20 protein-coding genes and 1 riboswitch are annotated in these 17,335 nt (G+C 60.8%); of the genes, 7 read left to right on the top strand and 13 right to left on the bottom strand.

Annotated elements, in window-relative coordinates; all coding sequences use genetic code 11:
- Positions 1–23: 23 nt before the first annotated feature.
- The 3 genes from B9N88_RS11270 to B9N88_RS11260 all read right to left on the bottom strand — a co-directional run bounded on the left by B9N88_RS11270 (position 24) and on the right by B9N88_RS11260 (position 4,797).
- Positions 24–1,886: a DUF1302 domain-containing protein gene (locus B9N88_RS11270; RefSeq protein ID WP_027604779.1), complete on the bottom strand. Its 1,863-nt coding sequence runs from the start codon at positions 1,884–1,886 to the stop codon at positions 24–26.
- Between the two features lie 330 nt (positions 1,887–2,216).
- Positions 2,217–3,899, bottom strand: a complete 1,683-nt coding sequence (locus tag B9N88_RS11265) for a fatty acid--CoA ligase (protein ID WP_027604780.1) — start codon at positions 3,897–3,899, stop codon at positions 2,217–2,219.
- A 265-nt stretch (positions 3,900–4,164) separates the two neighbouring features.
- A complete protein-coding gene (locus B9N88_RS11260; RefSeq protein ID WP_027604781.1) occupies positions 4,165–4,797 on the bottom strand; it encodes a LysE family translocator in 633 nt (210 codons plus the stop codon).
- An 84-nt stretch (positions 4,798–4,881) separates the two neighbouring features.
- Here B9N88_RS11260 and B9N88_RS11255 point away from each other — a divergent pair, with 84 nt between their 5' ends.
- The 3 genes from B9N88_RS11255 to B9N88_RS11245 all read left to right on the top strand — a co-directional run bounded on the left by B9N88_RS11255 (position 4,882) and on the right by B9N88_RS11245 (position 7,722).
- Positions 4,882–5,847 carry a 2-hydroxyacid dehydrogenase gene (locus B9N88_RS11255; RefSeq protein WP_027604782.1) on the top strand — a complete coding sequence of 322 codons (966 nt, stop codon included), beginning with the start codon at positions 4,882–4,884 and terminating at the stop codon, positions 5,845–5,847.
- Positions 5,848–5,877: 30 nt separating this feature from the next.
- Entirely contained in the window at positions 5,878–6,876 is a 999-nt protein-coding gene (locus B9N88_RS11250; protein WP_027604783.1) for a class I SAM-dependent methyltransferase, read from the top strand.
- A gap of 51 nt (positions 6,877–6,927) precedes the next feature.
- A riboswitch (yybP-ykoY riboswitch) is annotated at positions 6,928–7,047 on the top strand.
- A 90-nt stretch (positions 7,048–7,137) separates the two neighbouring features.
- Positions 7,138–7,722, top strand: a complete 585-nt coding sequence (locus B9N88_RS11245; RefSeq protein WP_005784895.1) for a TMEM165/GDT1 family protein — start codon at positions 7,138–7,140, stop codon at positions 7,720–7,722.
- A gap of 81 nt (positions 7,723–7,803) precedes the next feature.
- Here B9N88_RS11245 and B9N88_RS11240 read toward each other — a convergent pair whose 3' ends face one another.
- From B9N88_RS11240 to B9N88_RS11225, 4 genes are all read right to left on the bottom strand, one after another.
- Positions 7,804–8,622, bottom strand: coding sequence for a M48 family metallopeptidase (locus B9N88_RS11240; protein ID WP_027604784.1), 819 nt, complete (start codon positions 8,620–8,622; stop codon positions 7,804–7,806).
- A gap of 151 nt (positions 8,623–8,773) precedes the next feature.
- Positions 8,774–9,394 (bottom strand): SOS response-associated peptidase, encoded by a 621-nt coding sequence (locus tag B9N88_RS11235; protein WP_027604785.1) that lies wholly within the window; start codon positions 9,392–9,394, stop codon positions 8,774–8,776.
- Between the two features lie 36 nt (positions 9,395–9,430).
- The gene (locus B9N88_RS11230) at positions 9,431–9,691 is read right to left on the bottom strand and encodes a putative signal transducing protein (RefSeq protein ID WP_027604786.1); all 261 of its coding nucleotides are present in this window, start codon (positions 9,689–9,691) and stop codon (positions 9,431–9,433) included.
- Positions 9,692–9,702: 11 nt separating this feature from the next.
- On the bottom strand, positions 9,703–9,885 hold the full coding sequence (locus tag B9N88_RS11225) for a CPXCG motif-containing cysteine-rich protein (protein WP_027604787.1): 183 nt from the start codon (positions 9,883–9,885) through the stop codon (positions 9,703–9,705).
- Positions 9,886–10,018: 133 nt separating this feature from the next.
- Here B9N88_RS11225 and B9N88_RS11220 point away from each other — a divergent pair, with 133 nt between their 5' ends.
- Positions 10,019–11,182: a 1-acyl-sn-glycerol-3-phosphate acyltransferase gene (locus B9N88_RS11220; protein WP_027604788.1), complete on the top strand. Its 1,164-nt coding sequence runs from the start codon at positions 10,019–10,021 to the stop codon at positions 11,180–11,182.
- Between the two features lie 63 nt (positions 11,183–11,245).
- Here the strand turns inward: B9N88_RS11220 and B9N88_RS11215 are convergent, their stop codons facing one another.
- On the bottom strand, positions 11,246–11,503 hold the full coding sequence (locus B9N88_RS11215; protein WP_027604789.1) for a hypothetical protein: 258 nt from the start codon (positions 11,501–11,503) through the stop codon (positions 11,246–11,248).
- A 183-nt stretch (positions 11,504–11,686) separates the two neighbouring features.
- Between B9N88_RS11215 and B9N88_RS11210 the strand changes: the two genes are divergently transcribed.
- A complete protein-coding gene (locus B9N88_RS11210) occupies positions 11,687–11,896 on the top strand; it encodes a hypothetical protein (protein ID WP_027604790.1) in 210 nt (69 codons plus the stop codon).
- A 57-nt stretch (positions 11,897–11,953) separates the two neighbouring features.
- On the opposite strand, the gene B9N88_RS11205 is transcribed toward B9N88_RS11210, so the two are convergent.
- Complete coding sequence (locus tag B9N88_RS11205; protein WP_027604791.1) at positions 11,954–12,541, bottom strand: YajG family lipoprotein; 588 nt, start codon at positions 12,539–12,541, stop codon at positions 11,954–11,956.
- Between the two features lie 194 nt (positions 12,542–12,735).
- Between B9N88_RS11205 and B9N88_RS11200 the strand changes: the two genes are divergently transcribed.
- Positions 12,736–12,969, top strand: a complete 234-nt coding sequence (locus tag B9N88_RS11200; RefSeq protein ID WP_027604792.1) for a hypothetical protein — start codon at positions 12,736–12,738, stop codon at positions 12,967–12,969.
- A gap of 728 nt (positions 12,970–13,697) precedes the next feature.
- Positions 13,698–15,206: a malate dehydrogenase (quinone) gene (gene mqo / locus B9N88_RS11195; RefSeq protein WP_027604793.1), complete on the top strand. Its 1,509-nt coding sequence runs from the start codon at positions 13,698–13,700 to the stop codon at positions 15,204–15,206.
- A gap of 70 nt (positions 15,207–15,276) precedes the next feature.
- Here mqo and B9N88_RS11190 read toward each other — a convergent pair whose 3' ends face one another.
- From B9N88_RS11190 to B9N88_RS11175, 4 genes are all read right to left on the bottom strand, one after another.
- The gene (locus B9N88_RS11190; RefSeq protein ID WP_027604794.1) at positions 15,277–15,564 is read right to left on the bottom strand and encodes a PA4642 family protein; all 288 of its coding nucleotides are present in this window, start codon (positions 15,562–15,564) and stop codon (positions 15,277–15,279) included.
- A gap of 129 nt (positions 15,565–15,693) precedes the next feature.
- Positions 15,694–16,179 (bottom strand): hypothetical protein, encoded by a 486-nt coding sequence (locus tag B9N88_RS11185; RefSeq protein ID WP_027604795.1) that lies wholly within the window; start codon positions 16,177–16,179, stop codon positions 15,694–15,696.
- Positions 16,180–16,214: 35 nt separating this feature from the next.
- Positions 16,215–16,682, bottom strand: a complete 468-nt coding sequence (locus B9N88_RS11180) for a WbuC family cupin fold metalloprotein (protein WP_027604796.1) — start codon at positions 16,680–16,682, stop codon at positions 16,215–16,217.
- Positions 16,683–16,685: 3 nt separating this feature from the next.
- Positions 16,686–17,243, bottom strand: a complete 558-nt coding sequence (locus B9N88_RS11175) for a hypoxanthine-guanine phosphoribosyltransferase (protein ID WP_027604797.1) — start codon at positions 17,241–17,243, stop codon at positions 16,686–16,688.
- Between the last annotated feature and the right edge of the window lie 92 nt (positions 17,244–17,335).

Below are 17,335 nucleotides of genomic sequence, written 5' to 3'. Positions count from 1 at the left end.
GTCTTCCTGAAAATACAGTGTGCTTAGAAGTTGGCGCCGAAGCTCAGGGCGACGAAGTCGCGGTCATTCACCGTAGTGAACTCGCCACCAAAGAAGTTGGTGTAAGCCAGGCTGGCGGTGTAGGTGTTCTGGTATTCGGCATCCAGACCCAGGCTGACGGCTTTACGGCCTTCTTCGAAGTTGGCGCCAGGGCCAGGAGCATAGCCCTTGACGTCATGGGACCAGGCCACGTTTGGCTTGAGGTTCACACCCGCGAAGACGTCCGGGTACTCCCAGATAGCCCGACCGCGATAGCCCCAGGAAGTGGCAGTGGTGAAACCATCATTGTTGCAGTTGGTGCTCAGGCCGTTGGCGTTGGCCAGCCCGGCCCCCTGTGCGGTTGAGGTGTTCAATGCGTTACAGGCATTGTTCGGCAGCGTGCCTGGACCAAAAACAGGGTCACGGCCGTAGCGCACGTCCGACTTGCTTTCCAGGCCACCCACGTGGGTCACGCCGACTTCGCCCACCAGCGTCAGACGGCTGGCGCCCATGACCTGGTCGAAGAAATGGGTAAACGTGGTTTGAAACTGGCTGACTTCCTTACGACGATAGCCATGCAAATCCTGGCCTGGAGCCCCGTTAAGCAACGAGGCATTTCCCAGCAGCGGACCACCAAGAGGCTTCACGCCTGCAAACAGAATGTCGGTGGAGTTCAACTGCACAGGAGCGTTCGGGCGATAGCTCAACTCACCGCTCCAGGCCGTCCCTGTAGGCAAGGTGGTGGAAAAGCTCAAACCATACAGACGGATATCTTCCGGGTATTCGATGAAGTAGTTGGAGTTACCTGCTACTACCAACGGCGCCAATTGCCCGACTTGCGCCGCACTGGCGAATGCAGCCCGAGAAGCACCCTGCGCGCTGAAAATCGGCGCTCGACTATGGTAGTTCATGAAATACGCGCCGAACTCGGTGTCGAGCGGCTCGAAGTTGTAGTGCATCGCTGCACCCCATTGACCGCTGTCACGCGCGTCACGATCAGGGCCGCGTTTTACCAGGACACCTTCATTGTTGATATCAACTCCACGTGCTGCCAACGCGGGCAAGAACTGCGCCGGCACAGCGGAGCGTTTATTCAACACCCTCAAGTTGTCTTTGCAGCCATCGGACACGATGTCTGGCTGCGAGAAGAATGTCCCACAGTTGTCCGTGACGGTCTGGTCCCATTCCAGTTGATAGAACGCTTCTGCCGACAGGTTATCGGTCAAGGTTTGCGACACGTAGAACATGTTGACCGGAATCAGGCCTTCCTTGATTTCGGCCCCCGGACGACGGAACGCGGACACGTCAATCGGGTTGATGGAGTTGATGCCACCGCCGATGAATGTACTTTCGCCCCAGCTCACTACCTGTTTACCAAACCGCACGTTGCCGGGCTGATCGGCAATGGAATAGTTATGGTAGATAAACGCATCGAGAATCTGCCCACCGGAGGACTTGGCGCCCTCCTTGCGGTTGTTGTCGCTGATGTCCTTGAACTCACGGCTTTCGTCCTTGAGTTCGAAGTCATACCAGTACTTGCCGCGCACAAATACGCCGGTATCGCCGTATTTCAATTCCAGGTCATGGATGCCCTTGAAGATCTTCGAGAACGTTTCACCGCGCTTGAAGTTCAAGTGCCCATCATCGGAGGTCTGGGACAGACCTTTGCCACCGTTGTTGGCACCGATCAGATCCTGGTTCGGCTTGGCCGTCGACCAGCTCGCCCCCACAGACAGCGACGAGTCAAAACTCCCTTCGATTTCACCGATATTGAAACTGACGCCGAATGCGGGCCCGGCGAGCGTAGAGGCGAGACTGACGGCCAGGGGCAGTCTTGCCCGGCGCCAGAACTGGTTTACTGAGGTCATCGACGCTACTCCATGTGCATTATTGTTATGGCAGTGAGTTTGTTCTGTGATGCTTGTAACGGCCGGAATACAACGATTCCAATGCCGCCTGGCAACTGAACCTCCATGGCCCGAAGCGATGCATCCTTGAAAAACTCTGGGTGGGACTATAGCCAGCAGGGAGTACCGCTTGATCCCTCTAAAGTGTGATTTGCATCACCAACCCGTCTGCCACAGCCCTTTCGCCATGTCGGCGAAGGCCGACGCGGCAAGGATGGCTGAAAATTGGCAAATCACAAGTGAAGGCGCGAGATAGAGCATCGCCGTGCCACAAGGGCACGGCAAATCGGCTCAGAGGGTGGACAGGAAGGTGCTGTTGTTGGCCTGCCATTCAATGATGTCAATACGGATACGTTTTTTGTCGAGCTTGCCGACACTGGTCTTGGGAATTTCCGTAACAACGGCGATCTGGCTCGGAATCGCCCACTTGCTCAGATGGCCCAGTTCGACAAAAGGCTTGAGGTGTTCCTTGAGCTCGCGGGCCCCAATCTCATGGCCATCACGCACCACCAGCAACGCAAACGGGCGCTCGCCCCACTGCGGGTCGGCGATGCCCACCACCGCTACTTCGCGTACCGCAGGGTGACGGCTGACCAGGTCTTCGAGGGCCAGGGAGGAGATCCACTCGCCGCCGGTCTTGATCACGTCCTTGATGCGGTCGCGGATATCGATCACCCCAAATGCATCGAGGGTGGCCACGTCGCCGGTGTGCATCCAGCCACCCGCCCACAGCTCGGCGCCCTTCTGCGGCTCGTTGTAATACCCCTCGGTCAGCCACGGCGCGCGCAGCACCAACTCACCCTGGGACTCGCCGTCGGCGGGCAGGAAATTCCCCTCAGTGTCCATGATCGCCGCTTCCACCAACGGCCCGGGCACGCCGGCCTTGATGCGATAGCTGATGCGCTCGTCCTCGGTGCCGGCCATCAGTTCTTCGTTGAGGTGGGCGCAGGACACCAGCGGGCCGGTCTCGGACATGCCGTACGCGGCGGTCAGCTGAATCCCACGGGCCTTCGCCGCCTCATACAGCGTGCGGTTGAGCGCACTGCCGCCGATGACGATTTTCCAGCCGCCAAAATCGACGCCTTGGGCAGCCTTGGCGTTGAGCACCATTTGCAGGATGGTCGGCACGCAGTGGGAAAAGGTGACCTTCTCCTTGCGCCACAGCTCCACCAGGTATTCCGGGTCGTAGCGGCCGGGGTAGACCTGCTTCAGGCCAAGCATGGTCGCCACATACGGCAGGCCCCAGGCATGCACGTGGAACATCGGCGTGATCGGCATGTACACGTCGTTGGTGCCCAGCAGGCGCACACTGTCGACGCTGCCCATGATGGTCGCCACGCCGATGGTGTGCAGCACCAGTTGGCGATGGGTGAAGTACACGCCCTTGGGGTTGCCGGTGGTGCCGGTGGTGTAGAAGGTGGTGGCGACGGAGTGTTCGTCGAAGTCCTGGAAATCGTACTTCGGGCTGGCGGCGGCCAGCAGGGTTTCATACTCACCGACCAGGTTGGGCAACTCGGCGGTCTTGGCTTCGCCGTCGGTGAGCAGCAGCGTCCTGTCGACGGTGGTGAGCTGCCCGGCAATGGCCTGGTAGAGCCCCACGAACTCGCTGTTGACCAGCACGAAGCGGTCTTCGGCGTGGTTCATGGTGTAGAGAATCTGTTCCGGCGACAGGCGCACATTGATGGTATGGATCACCGCGCCGATCATCGGGATGGCGAACATGCATTCCAGGTAACGATGACTGTCCCAATCCATCACCGCCACGGTGTCACCGGCCTTGACCCCGGCTGCGGTGAGCACGTTGGCCAGGCGCGCGACGCGCTCGATCAAGGTCGGGTAGGTGTAGCGCAGCTTGTCGCGGTAGACGATTTCCCGGGTCTTCTCGTAACGGGTACCGGACATCAACAGGCGCTTGATCAACAGCGGGTATTGATACGCACCTTCGGCGGGCGGAATAACACGGGTCTGCAACATACGAATCCCTTTTATGACTGCACGGTCTTGGCTTGAAGACCTGCACTGTAGAGACGTTATGTGTCAGACAAATCAGCCAAAGGAATGATTTGCAGAGGCTGGGGAATGCTAGCTTTGAGCCATTATTCAGGGACAATGGAGGTCAAATGTGGGAGGGGGCTTGCTCCCGATGGCGGTGAATCAGTCAATACACGTGTCGACTGAAGCACCGCCATCGGGAGCAAGCCCCCTCCCACACTGGATTGTGTTTACTTGAGAACAGCGTTTATTTCGCGCTGGTAAACGCCAACTTCACCCCAATCGCAATCAACACCGCTCCCATGGTCCGATCAAACCAATGCCCCATCCGCGCAAACCCGGCGCGCACGCGCTGCTGGCTGAACAACATCGCCACCAGGCAGAACCAAAACGCCGTCGCCACCGCCAGGTACACGCCGTAGCCGGCCTGGATCGCCAGCGGTGTGTGCGGGTTGATCACCACGGTGAACAGCGACAGGAAGAACAACGTCGCCTTGGGGTTCAGGCCGTTGGTGACGAAGCCTGCGGTAAACGCGCCGCGCGGGGTGCGCTCGCCCGCTTCGCGGTGCAACTCGCCCTCGACGGCAGGCTTGGCCGGTTTGGCGCGCAGGGCCTTGAAGCCGATGTACAGCAGGTAGGCGGCGGCCGCCCATTTCAGTGCGTTGAACAACACGATGGACTGGGACACGATCAGGCCGATGCCGAGCAACGAATAGCCCACGTGCAGGAAAATCGCCGAGCCCACGCCCAACGCAGTCCAGGTTCCGGCGCGGCGGCCGTGAGTCACGCTCTCACGCACCACCACCGCAAAATCCGGGCCGGGGCTGGCCACCGCCAACAGGTGAATCAGGGCTACGGTCAAAAACTCGGCGGCGTACATACTCACTCCATTAAGTAACGGATTATTTCATCTGATAGGCTCGGCAGATTACGCCTTCGAACCCTGTCGCAAAAGGTACAGTTGATGACGAACAATCGCCGCGCCGTCTTCCTTGATCACCCGTCCCTGGATCTGGGCGACCTCGACCTCAGCGAGTTGCACGCCCGCTTCAGCGACTTGCAGTTGTTGACGGGCACCACGCCGCAGAATGTGGTCGAGCGCCTGCAAGGCGCGCAGGTGGCGATCAGTAACAAAATCCCGCTCAACCGCGAAACCCTGGCGGCCTGCCCGGAACTCAAGTTGATCCTGGTTTCGGCGACCGGCACCAACAACATTGACCTGGAAGCCGCCCGCGCCCACGGCATCACCGTGAGCAACTGCCAGGGCTACGGCACACCGTCGGTGGCGCAACACACGATCATGCTATTGCTCAACCTGGCGACGCGGCTGCAGGACTATCAGCGCGATGTGAGCGCCGGCAAATGGCAGGAGGCCAAGCAGTTCTGCCTGCTGGACCACCCGATTGTCGAGCTGGAAGGCAAGACCCTCGGCCTGCTGGGCCATGGCGAACTGGGCAGTGCCGTGGCCCGCCTGGCCGAAGCCTTCGGGATGCGCGTGCTACTCGGCGCCATCCCCGGGCGCCCTGCCCGTGCCGACCGCGTGCCCCTGGATGAACTGCTGGCGCAGGTGGACGCACTCACCTTGCACTGCCCGCTCAATGAACACACCCGGGACTTTATCGGCGCCCGTGAATTGGCGCGGCTCAAGCCCGGCGCGTTTATCGTCAACACCGCGCGCGGTGGCTTGATCAACGAGCAGGCCCTGGCCGATGCCTTGCGCAGCGGCCATCTGGGCGGCGCGGCGACCGATGTGCTGAGTGTTGAGCCCCCGGTCAATGGCAACCCATTGCTGGCCGGCGATATTCCTCGACTGATCGTCACGCCCCACAATGCCTGGGGCAGCCGCGAAGCGCGGCAGCGTATCGTCGGCCAACTGGCGGAAAACGCCCGGGGCTTTTTCAGCGGCGCCCCGCTGCGCGTCGTCAGTTGATAAACTGCGCCCCTTTTCAAGGAGCAGACCATGGATCCGCGCAGTGAAGTACTGCTTCGTCAGGCCGAACTTTTTCAAGGCAACCTGCTGCTGGTGGGCTTGCCCGCAGACGACCTGCTGGGTCGCCTGCCCAACGCCCACGGCTGGTGCTGGCATGCCGGCGACCAGGCGGCGCTCGACGCGCGCTTCCCGGAGCGCAGCCAGTTTGGGGTGAATGCGCCCGAGCGCGGGTTCGAGGCGGCGGTGATCTTCCTGCCCAAGTCCAAGGACCTCACCGATTACCTGCTCAACGCCGTGGCAGCGCGACTGCCCGGCGCCGAGCTGTTCCTGGTAGGGGAGAAAAAAGGCGGTATCGAAAGCGCCGCCAAGCAGATGGCCCCGTATGGCAAACCGCGCAAGCTCGACAGCGCGCGGCATTGCCAGCTGTGGCAAATCACCGTGGCCAACGCCCCGCAAGCGGTCGAGCTGGAAAGCCTGGCGCAGGTGTTCGATGTGCCGCTGGCCGAAGGCCCGCTCAAGGTGGTGAGCCTGCCGGGTGTATTCAGCCACGGCCGTCTGGATCGCGGTACCGAGCTGTTGCTGGAGCACTTGGACAAATTGCCGAGCGGCCATTTGCTCGACTTCGGTTGCGGCGCCGGTGTGTTGGGGGCGGCGGTCAAACGTCGCTACCCGCACAACAGCGTAACGATGCTGGACGTGGATGCTTTCGCCGCCGCCAGCAGTCGCCTGACCCTGGCCGCCAACGGGCTGGAAGCCGAGGTACTGACCGGTGACGGCATCGACGCCGCGCCGATGGGTTTGAACGCGATTTTGAGCAACCCGCCGTTCCATGTCGGCGTGCACACCGACTATTTCGCCACGGAGAACCTGCTGCTAAAAGCAGCGAAACACCTGGCAAAAGGTGGCGAACTTCGCCTGGTGGCTAACAGCTTCCTGAAGTACCAGCCGTTGATCGAAGAGCATCTGGGCGTGTGTGCGGTCACGGCCGAAGGCAATGGTTTTCGCATCTACCGTGCCAAGCGCGGCTGATGGCCGTTTGAAAAAGAACGCTTGCCGAATGGATTTTGCCTAGGCAGAATCCGCTCCGTCCTAGGGGAGTAGTCTCCCACGAGCGCCACGCTCGTCCGGCATACGTCAACATACTTGGTCAACAGGCCATGGCGTATGCGACCCAGGAGTCCGCACAGACGGACCGGGGTTTGACAAGACCTATGACACGCACACCTTACCCGGGGCGGGAAGGCTGTACGTGTCATAGCCGTGTCGACCCGCCCCCTGGAAACCTACCTGATGCTGGATTCATTGCTCGTTCCTACCGCAATCGTTGCCTTGGCCGAAATCGGCGACAAGACGCAACTGCTCGCGCTCATCCTTGCCGCACGCTTTCGCAAACCCTGGCCGATCATCGCCGGCATCGTCGCTGCGACCCTGGCCAACCATGCGGCCGCCGGTGCCGTGGGGGCCTGGTTCGGGAGTTTCTTCTCGGATGCGGTATTGCACTGGATTCTCGCGGCCAGCTTCTGCGCCACCGCGCTGTGGACCCTGGTGCCTGACAAACTCGACGATGACGAAGCCAGCACCACGCGCAAGTTCGGGCCGTTCCTGACCACGCTGATTGCTTTCTTCCTCGCGGAAATCGGGGACAAGACCCAGATCGCCACGGTGATGCTCGCAGCGCAATACCCGGAACTGTGGCTAGTGATTATCGGCACCACCCTGGGCATGTTGATTGCCAACGTACCGGTGGTTCTGGCGGGGAATTTCGCGGCGGAGAAACTGCCACTGACGTTGATTCGTCGACTGGCGGCAACGGCGTTCTTTGTCCTGGCAATTGTGGCGGTGTACAAGGCCATGCAAAGCAGTGGCTGGATCTAGCTGCAAGCTTCAAGCCTCAAGTTGCAGGAATAAGCAGTGCTTTTTCCTGCAGCTTGAAGCTTGCTACTTGTCGTTGAAGTCTTAGGACTTCTTGGCCTGCTGATAGAGCGGCATCACCTTCGGAATCGCCGCCTGCAACGAGGCAATGCGGCTGTCGGAGGCCGGGTGAGTGCTCATGAACTCCGGCGGTGCGCCCTCCGAAGCCTTGGCCATCTTGTTCCACAGGGTGATCGCCGCGTTCGGGTTGTAGCCGGCGCGGGCCGCCAGTTCCAGGCCGATCAGGTCCGCTTCGTTTTCATTGCTGCGGCTGTTGGGCAAGGTCATGCCGTAGTTGGCCACGGTATCGGCCAGCGCCAGGCTGTCCTGGCCCAGGCCGAACAACGCACCGGCGCCCTGCTTGGCCATCTCGATGCCGTAGGCCTTGGACATGGCTTCGCGGCCGTGCTCACGCAAGGCGTGGGCGATTTCATGGCCCATCACCGCGGCGAGTTCATCGTCGGTGAGCTTGAGGTTGTCGATCAACGCGCTGTACACGAAGATCTTGCCGCCAGGCCCGCAGTTGGCGTTCATCTCATCGCTCTTGATCAGGTTCACTTCCCACTTCCACTGCGCCGCATCCGGGCGGAAGGTCGGCGCCTGGGCGATCAGGCGATTGGCGATCGCCTGCACGCGCTTGGCATTGGCACTGGTCTTGTCCAACTGGCCTTTGCTGCTGGCCTCGCCCAGGGTCTGCTGGTAGGACTGGGCGTACATCTGGTCGACTTCCTGGCTCGACAGCATGCTGAACATATATTGCTTGCGCTCAACCCCGACGGCGCCGCCGCTGGTGGTGTTGACCGACTGACACCCGGCCAGCAACACGCCTGCCGCCAATACACTTACGGCCAATGATTTCTTCATCAATACACTCTCCCTGAAAAGACGCCCTGAAAACATGGCGCGTATCGTAGGCGCTCATTTGTATCGGCGCCAGATACAACAGACGTGTAACCGATGAATTTCGGACACATCTCACACGCCCGGCAACGTCAGTGAGCAACCGGCCTCAGGCTCAGGCCGGGGTCAGGCACTCCGGCCCGTTGAGCTTGGGATCATTGACCATGTTGGCCAGGACTCGCTCACGCAATGGGGCCGGCTCACTGGCCAGCAAGCCTTGCAACACATGCAAGGGCGTCTCGGGATCGAGCCAGGCGGCCTGCCCCGCCGCGTCCAGAATCAACGGCCGGCGCTGACTCTGGGCGGCCTGGGTCACCACTGCCGTACTCAGCCACACCTGCTCCTGCACCGGGTACGCCTCCCAGATCGCGGCAAAAAACAGGGTCGAGCCCTCCCCCGGCGTCAGCCAGTACGGACGCTTGCGCTGGGTGCCGCGCCATTCGTAAAAGCCGTTGGCGGGCAGCAGGCAACGACGCTGGCGAAACGCTTCGCGAAACATCGGTTGCTCGGCCAGGGTTTCGGCACGGGCATGGGCCGGGGTGCGGGAAAGGTCAGTCAGCCAGGGCGGCGTCAGGCCCCAGCGCGCCCGTGCCAGGGTGCGCTGGCCGTCATTGAGGCGCTGGATCAGCACCGAATCATTCGGGGAAATGTTCCACTGGGCCTGCTGGTCGGCCGGAAAGCCCGGCAGGGCAGCAAAGGTAGGGTTCCAGCGAAACAGGGCATAACGTCCACACATGGGGCAACACGACTCTTGGGTAAACCGACCGACAGCCTAACAGACCAATACGTCGGGGAAGCTGTCGGGTTCGTCGCCGGGCAGGGGTTGCGCACCGATATAGGCGGTAATCAGCTCGCGGGCTTCAGCCGCCCGGTCGTTGTCCACTTCCAGCCCCAGCAGGCCGAAGATCGGCAACTCCCCCGTGCCGCCGAGCAAATGGCGCCCTACCAGGTGCGCCTCGATGCCCTCGCTGGCGAGCATTTGCTGCAGCAACTCGCCTTCCATCAGGTTTTCCGGTTCGTAGATTCGCTGCATGGGCGTACCTGCTATTCGTTTTCACTGCGGGTTTCGAGCATCCACTCTTCACCATGGACCTGCAGGTTGAAAATGATCGGTCGGCAACACACCTGACAGTCCTCGATGTAGGTCTGATCACCGCCGGATAAATCCACCGCGGTCTCTACCGCTTCACCACAATAAGGACAATCGTACAGCGCAGTTTCCAGCATCGCAGTCTCCCAGGTGACTTGTGCGTATAATCGCCGGTCTATTTACAGGGCTATTTTCCGGCCGGGCCAATTCCCCGGACCGCACCCTGGTATTTCCTTTACTTACCCTAGCCGTTTCTAACAAGAGAGCATGATGGGCGAATTCGATACCATCCGACCTTACAACGACAGCGAAGTCCCGGCAGTGCTGGCCCGGCTGTTCAGTGACAAGGCCTTTCTGGACATCCTGACCCACTTCCGCTTCCCGCGCTTTGCCGGCGCCCTGGGCTGGCTGCTCAAGCCCATGATCGCGCGCAAACTGCGTCGCGAGTTCGCCGGTGTCACCACCGTGGCCACGCTTCAGGACAAAGTCGAGTATTACGTCGACCACACCATTGACCGGGCGACCGACGGCGTGACCTACACCGGCGTCGAACAGCTCAAATCCGGCACCGCCTACCTGTTCCTGGCCAACCACCGCGACATCGTGATGGACCCGGCCTTCGTCAACTATGCCGTGTACCACGCCGGCCTGCCGACGCCACGCATCGCCATCGGCGACAACCTGCTGCAAAAGCCGTTTGTCAGTGACCTGATGCGTCTGAACAAGAGCTTCATCGTGCACCGTTCGATCACCGGGCGAAAGGAGAAGATGGCGGCGTTCAACCTGCTGTCGGCCTATATCAACCATTCGATCCGCAACGACTGCCAGTCGATCTGGATCGCCCAGGCCGAAGGCCGCGCCAAGGACGGGGATGACCGTACCGAGTCGGCGATCCTCAAGATGTTCCATGTCAGCCGCAAGGACGAGCCGTTTGCCGAAGTGATCCAGTCACTCAACCTGACGCCGGTGTCCATCAGCTACGAGTACGACCCGTGCGATGCCGCCAAGGCCCGCGAACTGTATATCCGCGCCACCACCGGCACCTACGTCAAGGCGCAAGGCGAGGATGACGTCAGCATTGCCCTGGGCATCACCGGCTACAAAGGCCGCGTACATATCAACTTCGCGCCGCCGATTACCGAGCGTTTCGAAGACACCAAGGTCCTGGCCGTGGAAATGGATCGGCAGATTCTCGGCGGCTACCGGCTGTTCCCGGTGCACTACCTGGCGTACGCCCAGTGGAGCGATGCCGACCCGCAGTTGCAGGTGCCGAAGGCGGCCGACGTGTTCCCGGCGGACGAACTGGCCAAGGCACAGGCGGAGTGGGAGCGGCGCCTGAACGAATGCCCGGCCGAGCACCGTCCGTTCCTGGTGGTGCAATACGCGACGCCAGTGCGCAATCAGTATCGCGTCAAGGCTGGAATCCCGCTGTAAACACCGATCAAGAAAATATGGGAGGGGCCAAGCTCCCTCCCATATGATGGGTTCTGCGGTTTTTTAGATTCGGGTGCTGAGCCAGGAAATAGCCAGCGCCAGCCCAAGGCAGGCGAACCCGATGCGGTAAGCCACACGGTGCGCCCGCTCGGTGCGCACATCCAGGAACAGCATGGGCTGGTCGATTGCGCGATCTTCACTTTGCGCCGTCAGTTCAGCCATGGCGCGTTGCTCGCGCAGGCGGGTGATGAACAGCAGCGCAGCGCCTGGGCAGGCCACTGATAAAGCCACGGCATTGATCAATAGTGCGGGCAGCGCCATCGCAAACCTCGATGAAACAGTGTCTGGGTATCGGTTCAGATACAAACCTGAACCGTAGTGGCCTCGAGCGCCAAAACCGCTCCGCCTCCCATGGACGATTAATGTATCCAGTAATTTACGCCGTCACCTGAACGTCACCTTAACAAGCCACTCTGTTGCCCTTCGAACATTCAGGAGCTTGTCATGCTGCACGCGCACAACCAGGATCGGCTGTATCTGATTGCCCAAAGCGACGAGCAGGAGGCGCTGATCGGCGGCCTGGCGTTCAACGTGCAGGACCGCCACTGGCTGGTGTATTGCGCCCTTGGCGGGCACCAGCATGCGGACTTGCCGGAGGCCGATCTGTTGACGGGGGTGAGCATGCTGGACTTTTGTATCGACACGGCCGCGTGAAACTGAAGGCATAAAAAAACCGGGCTCATCGCTGAGCCCGGTTTTTTGTTTGAGCGATTACTGCGCGCTGAGCAATGAACCGATGCTTGGGTCCTTGAACAGGCGGGTCAAGGCGTCGCTCAGGACGTCGCTGACCAGCCTGGTGTTGGTTTCCTGGTTAGGCGACATGCCGAAGCGCTGGTTCAGCGACGCACCGTAACGGCCGCTGTAGCGACGGGTGCCGGCGGTGACGTCGGACTTGAAGGTGGCACCAATGGACGCCTCGGTCACGTAAAGACCGTCTTTAGGCGACTGATACTTCAACTCGGCCAAGGTGATCGTCAACTGCGGAGCGCCCGGCGCGTTGGGGCTGGGGGTGAAACCCAGCAGCCGCACCGCCGCTTCGGCCTGGGCCTGCAGCTTGGGCAGCACGTCTTGAGCGTTCACCGACACCAGGGCGGTTTCCGGGTACAGGCCACCGCGCGAACCGAGTGTCGGCGACGGACGACCGTCCACCACCCGTACCGACACCGGCTGGCCGTGGCCCACCGGGGCCAGCTGCGTGGTGATTTTCGGTTCCGGGGTCAGTTGCTGCGGGCTGTTGGCGCAGCCAACCAGGGTCAAGCTGGTCACAGTGATCAAACCGAACAACAGGCGTTGCAACATGCGCTTCTCTCCAGAAATCAGGTACCGACAGGCCGGCAGTATAGCGGGGCGCCCCTGCAGGGAACTAGCGTCAGTTACAACCTGTGACCCGGGGCTTCGCCTGCGGTTCGATGTCACCGATATGTCATAGCCGTTACATGGGCTCGTCATCCGAAGCAGGCATGCTTGGCCTCAATCTCAGGAGGTTGATCGCCATGCATTTTCTCTGGTCGCTGTTTACGCGCAAGCCCGCCCTTCGCCAGTTCGCCCTGCTCGATGCGCAAGGCCGTTGCCAGGCGTTCAAGGCGTGCTGCCAGCCTCCCGTCGGCGAAGGCTGGGTGGAAATCGAAGAAATTCGCCTGAGCTGGATGCATCATCCGTTGCCGGCCCGCGCCCGTGTAAACCCACGCCCTGCGCGGTCGCCACGTCACCAGGCGTTGGCCGCCTGACCGAACGCCTAATAAAAGTCATAAAACCCGCCCATTTCCCCGGCGTTCTTCGCTACAATCTCCCCCCGATTATAAGGACGTCTCCTGATCGGGCCTCGCAGCATCGTTAATGCCTCGGTATTAACCCCAAGAATCGCCCACAGAGAGCCGCCCACACAGATCGAGTGAAGCTGGCGAGCTTGCTGTTTCCTTTGCAAACCACCCGCCTTTGCCGAATCTGCCAGAGCTGCCATTGCGCTCGGCCACTTGAGTTGTTTGCCCGTTTTGCCGCGTGTCGGCAGAGGTTTGCGGGCCAGGTGCCAGGCCGGGGCAGCCCTTTTTTGAGGTTCACGTCTTCAAAAGAGCGTGAAAAAAACGGGTTTTCACAACTTCACAAGAGTGTGGCGAGCAAATGAATAGTTTGGCGTTTGTACAAGCACCATCAGCGTCTGGAACAGCCCAACCACACAGGACCGAGTACTCCGCAAACACCGGAGCTTGAGCCTGTCCGCTACGGATTGATTGCACGAATCCCACGCTTTGACCATAAGTCGAATTGCCACAGGCGCCCATGAATGCGTTCATAGGCAGATCAGGCCGGGCAGGAAGCGTGTGCTGAATGTGCAAGGAATTGCGAAACGGACATGGCGATCCTGGCCATGGGTGACCTGGGGCAACACGTGAAACGCCCCGTCACTCCTGGCAGCCATGCCGTCAATTTGGTGCTGCAGATTTTGGAGACGCGTTAAATGGCGCATAACGAAGCAGTCGACGTAGTACTGGTAGGGGCCGGCATCATGAGTGCCACCCTGGCCGTACTGCTTAAAGAGCTCGACCCCGGCCTCAAGCTGGAAGTCGTTGAGCTAATGGACTCGGGTGCCGCGGAAAGTTCCAACCCGTGGAACAACGCCGGTACCGGCCACGCCGGGCTGTGTGAGCTGAACTACACGCCCCAGGCCGCCGATGGCTCCATCGACATCAAGAAAGCCGTGCACATCAACACCCAGTTCGAGGTGTCGAAGCAGTTCTGGGCCTACCTGACCAGGAAGGGCACCTTTGGCTCGTCCAAGTCCTTTATCAGCCCGGTGCCGCACCTGAGCTTCGTGCAGGGCGAAAAAGGCGTGGAGTTCCTCAGGAAGCGCTTTGAAACCCTCAGCCAGCACCATGCGTTCTCGGACATGCACTACACCGAAGACCGCAGCGAAATGGCCGAGTGGATGCCGCTGATGATGCCGGGGCGCCCGCTCGACGAAAAAATCGCGGCCACCCGCGTGATGAACGGCACCGACGTCAACTTCGGCGCCCTGACCAACCAGTTGCTCACTCACCTGACCAGCTCACCGGACGCCCAGGTCAAGTACAGCAAGCGCGTGACCGGCCTCAAGCGTAACGGCGCGGGCTGGACCGTGAGCATCAAGGACGTCAACAGCGGCAACAGCCGCGAAGTGGACGCCAAGTTCGTGTTCCTCGGCGCCGGTGGCGCGGCCCTGCCGCTGCTGCAGGCCTCGGGTATCGAAGAAAGCAAAGGGTTTGGCGGTTTCCCGGTCAGCGGCCAGTGGCTGCGTTGCGACAACCCGGAAGTGGTCAAGCACCACCAGGCCAAGGTCTACAGCCAGGCTGCCGTGGGCTCGCCGCCGATGTCCGTGCCGCACCTGGACACCCGCGTAGTCGACGGCAAGAAATCCCTGCTGTTCGGGCCCTACGCCGGCTTCACCACCAAGTTCCTCAAGCACGGCTCGTTCCTCGACCTGCCGCTGTCGGTTCGCGCCGGCAATATTGGCCCGATGCTGGCCGTGGCCCGCGACAACATGGACCTGACCAAGTACTTGGTCAGCGAAGTGATGCAGTCCATGGAGCAGCGCCTGGAATCCCTGCGTCGCTTCTACCCTGAAGCGAAAGCCGAAGACTGGCGCCTGGAAGTGGCCGGCCAACGGGTGCAGATCATCAAGAAAGACCCGAAGAAAGGCGGCGTGCTGCAATTTGGCACCGAGCTGGTCGCGGCCAAGGACGGTTCGCTGGCTGCGCTGCTGGGTGCCTCGCCGGGCGCCTCGGTGACGGTGTCGATCATGCTGGAATTGATCGAGCGTTGCTTCCCGCAGAAAGCTGCCGGTGAATGGGCGACCAAGCTGCACGAGATCTTCCCGGCGCGGGAGAAGGTCCTGGAGACTGATGCCGAGCTGTATCGCAAGATCAACGCGCAGAACAACATCAGCCTCGAACTGGTTGAGCAGAGCAACGAGGCCGAGAGCTACGCCTAAGGCATTGCGGCCATGAAAAACGCCCCGTTCTCGCGATGAGAACGGGGCGTTTTTTTATGCCCAGGAATAATCAGCCGCGGGCGTTGTCGATCAGCTCGATATAGTCGGCGGCGTTGCGCTGGTCCTTGATCAGGTCGACAAACGTCTGGCCGTGCTCATCCTTGCCATCCAGGTCCAAACCGGCCGCCTTGAAGAAAACCAGGAAGCGTTCGAAGTCGTCGATACGCAGGCCACGGTAGGCCTTGATCAGTTTGTGCAGGGACGGGGACGTCGCGTCAACCGGCTCGAAGTCCAGGAACAACTTGATCTGGTCGTCGCCGATCTCGTCACCAATCACCTGTTTCTTATCTTTACGCATTACCGACTCCAGCCAGCAGACATTTACACGGGATTTGAAGTCTACCTGCGAGGCGCAGGCTTCGAAAGCGGTGAAGAACCAATGCGGCCGGGGGCAAGCCCTTCCCACATTGGTTCTTCAGTGTTTTTGCTATTTGCTACGAACAGCACCGGTATGCACATCCGCCCAGACATGCCCGTTGGCGTAACTGAGGAACTGCACATACACCGTGTCATTGCGCAGCAGGTCGACAATCACTCGGTACTGGGCCACCGGGTAGGACAGGGTCAAGGTTTTGCTCTTGTCATCGTATACCGGCTTTTTCAGGCTTTTGCTTTCGGCATCGAAGTTGAGCACCACCTGGCTGATAGTCGCGCCTTTGTTCAGGGACTTGCCCTTGAGACGGATCATCAGCGGCGAGGTCACCGGGATCGGCTGTTGCGTGGATTGACGCTGGTTGCCCACCACCACCGCATACTCGGTGACTTGCAGCAGTTGCTGCTGGTCAGGGGTTTCGGCGCGCAGGGTCAGATCGTCCGGCGGCAGGAACTGCGCATGCATCGGCGCAGGCGCCGCAGCCAGCGGCAGACTGAGGGTCAACGCCAGGGCGGCGCAGGTGCGTATCAACAGGCTCATGGGCCGCTCCGCAAGAGGTGGCCCAGCACTGTAGCTCAATCGAACTGGGCAAGCATCCAGCGTTGATACTCGGCCACGTTGACGTCGCCTTCACGGGGCGCCCAATCGGCCAGTTCGCCTTCGCCCACCGGCCGATAAGGCCCGGCCTTGCACTCGAACATCACCGTGTCGGGGGCGAGCACCACCAGGCCATGGAACACGCCGGGCGGCAGGTCGACGCCCGAGCATTCGCCGCCGGCCTGCATCACGCGCTTGGCAAGCACCTCGCCGGTGTCGCTGAACACCAGCAAGCCCAAGCGCCCCTGGAGGACCAGCAAGGTTTCCGCCTTGTCAGCGCTCAAGTGCCGATGGGGCGGCACGTAGGTGCTGGGCTGCAGGCACACGGCCAGGCGATGGCACGGCTCTTCCATCTGATGAAAGTTGTGATGATGCCGGCCACGGAGGCTGGCGCCCGCTTTCTCGGCCAACTCGGCAAACAGCGTCTGATCAAGAAAGCGAGTCATGGGTTACATACCTTTGACGGCGTAGATTCCATTGGCGTTGCGCCAGTAGCCCTTGTAATCCATACCGTAACCGAAGATGTAGCGATCGATGCACGGCAGGCCGACGAAATCGGCTTTCAACTCGGGACGGGCCTTGCGGTCGTGGTCTTTGTCGATCAGCACGGCGGTGTGCACCTTACGTGCGCCAGCGTGTTTGCAGAAGTCGATGATCGCGCCCAGGGTGTGGCCCTCATCGAGGATGTCGTCGATGATCAGCACGTCGCGGTCGATGAACGAAACTTCCGGCTTGGCTTTCCAGAACAGGTCGCCGCCGCTGGTTTCGTTGCGATAACGAGTGGCGTGCAGGTAGGACGCTTCCAACGGGAACTGCAGGTGAGTCAGCAATTTGCCGGCGAAGATCAGGCCACCGTTCATCACGCAGAAGACCACCGGGTTGGTGTCGGCCATCTCGCGAGTGATGTGTGCGCCGACCTTGGCGATCGCTGCTTCGACTTGCGCTTCGGTGTACAGGCAGTCAGCCTCGCGCATGATTTGACGGATATGCTCGAGATCAGCGGACATGGCGCTCTCCAAGGGGTGCTGTGGCAAGAAAAGCGGGCGAAGGTACGCTTCTCATGCGCTCCGAGCAAGCCTTAATGGACTAACGTACTAGA

This window comes from Pseudomonas sp. LAMO17WK12:I1 (assembly GCF_900177315.1).
GTDB classification, from domain to species: Bacteria; Pseudomonadota; Gammaproteobacteria; order Pseudomonadales; family Pseudomonadaceae; genus Aquipseudomonas; species Aquipseudomonas marginalis.
Note: the sequence above shows the minus strand (reverse complement) of the source record. Positions and strands in the feature narration are given on the sequence as shown.

Bases quoted from the DNA above. Each gene is read 5' to 3' on its own strand.
- B9N88_RS11210 (WP_027604790.1), top strand. From the start codon at position 11,687: ATGCTGCACGCGCACAACCAGGATCGGCTGTATCTGATTGCCCAAAGC.
- B9N88_RS11245 (WP_005784895.1), top strand. From the start codon at position 7,138: ATGCTGGATTCATTGCTCGTTCCTACCGCAATCGTTGCCTTGGCCGAA.
- mqo (WP_027604793.1), top strand. From the start codon at position 13,698: ATGGCGCATAACGAAGCAGTCGACGTAGTACTGGTAGGGGCCGGCATC.
- B9N88_RS11230 (WP_027604786.1), bottom strand. From the start codon at position 9,691: ATGCAGCGAATCTACGAACCGGAAAACCTGATGGAAGGCGAGTTGCTG.
- B9N88_RS11190 (WP_027604794.1), bottom strand. From the start codon at position 15,564: ATGCGTAAAGATAAGAAACAGGTGATTGGTGACGAGATCGGCGACGAC.
- B9N88_RS11265 (WP_027604780.1), bottom strand. From the start codon at position 3,899: ATGTTGCAGACCCGTGTTATTCCGCCCGCCGAAGGTGCGTATCAATAC.
- B9N88_RS11175 (WP_027604797.1), bottom strand. From the start codon at position 17,243: ATGTCCGCTGATCTCGAGCATATCCGTCAAATCATGCGCGAGGCTGAC.
- B9N88_RS11205 (WP_027604791.1), bottom strand. From the start codon at position 12,541: ATGTTGCAACGCCTGTTGTTCGGTTTGATCACTGTGACCAGCTTGACC.
- B9N88_RS11185 (WP_027604795.1), bottom strand. From the start codon at position 16,179: ATGAGCCTGTTGATACGCACCTGCGCCGCCCTGGCGTTGACCCTCAGT.
- B9N88_RS11235 (WP_027604785.1), bottom strand. From the start codon at position 9,394: ATGTGTGGACGTTATGCCCTGTTTCGCTGGAACCCTACCTTTGCTGCC.
- B9N88_RS11225 (WP_027604787.1), bottom strand. From the start codon at position 9,885: ATGCTGGAAACTGCGCTGTACGATTGTCCTTATTGTGGTGAAGCGGTA.
- B9N88_RS11250 (WP_027604783.1), top strand. From the start codon at position 5,878: ATGGATCCGCGCAGTGAAGTACTGCTTCGTCAGGCCGAACTTTTTCAA.
- B9N88_RS11215 (WP_027604789.1), bottom strand. From the start codon at position 11,503: ATGGCGCTGCCCGCACTATTGATCAATGCCGTGGCTTTATCAGTGGCC.
- B9N88_RS11270 (WP_027604779.1), bottom strand. From the start codon at position 1,886: ATGACCTCAGTAAACCAGTTCTGGCGCCGGGCAAGACTGCCCCTGGCC.
- B9N88_RS11255 (WP_027604782.1), top strand. From the start codon at position 4,882: ATGACGAACAATCGCCGCGCCGTCTTCCTTGATCACCCGTCCCTGGAT.
- B9N88_RS11200 (WP_027604792.1), top strand. From the start codon at position 12,736: ATGCATTTTCTCTGGTCGCTGTTTACGCGCAAGCCCGCCCTTCGCCAG.
- B9N88_RS11240 (WP_027604784.1), bottom strand. From the start codon at position 8,622: ATGAAGAAATCATTGGCCGTAAGTGTATTGGCGGCAGGCGTGTTGCTG.
- B9N88_RS11180 (WP_027604796.1), bottom strand. From the start codon at position 16,682: ATGACTCGCTTTCTTGATCAGACGCTGTTTGCCGAGTTGGCCGAGAAA.
- B9N88_RS11260 (WP_027604781.1), bottom strand. From the start codon at position 4,797: ATGTACGCCGCCGAGTTTTTGACCGTAGCCCTGATTCACCTGTTGGCG.
- B9N88_RS11220 (WP_027604788.1), top strand. From the start codon at position 10,019: ATGGGCGAATTCGATACCATCCGACCTTACAACGACAGCGAAGTCCCG.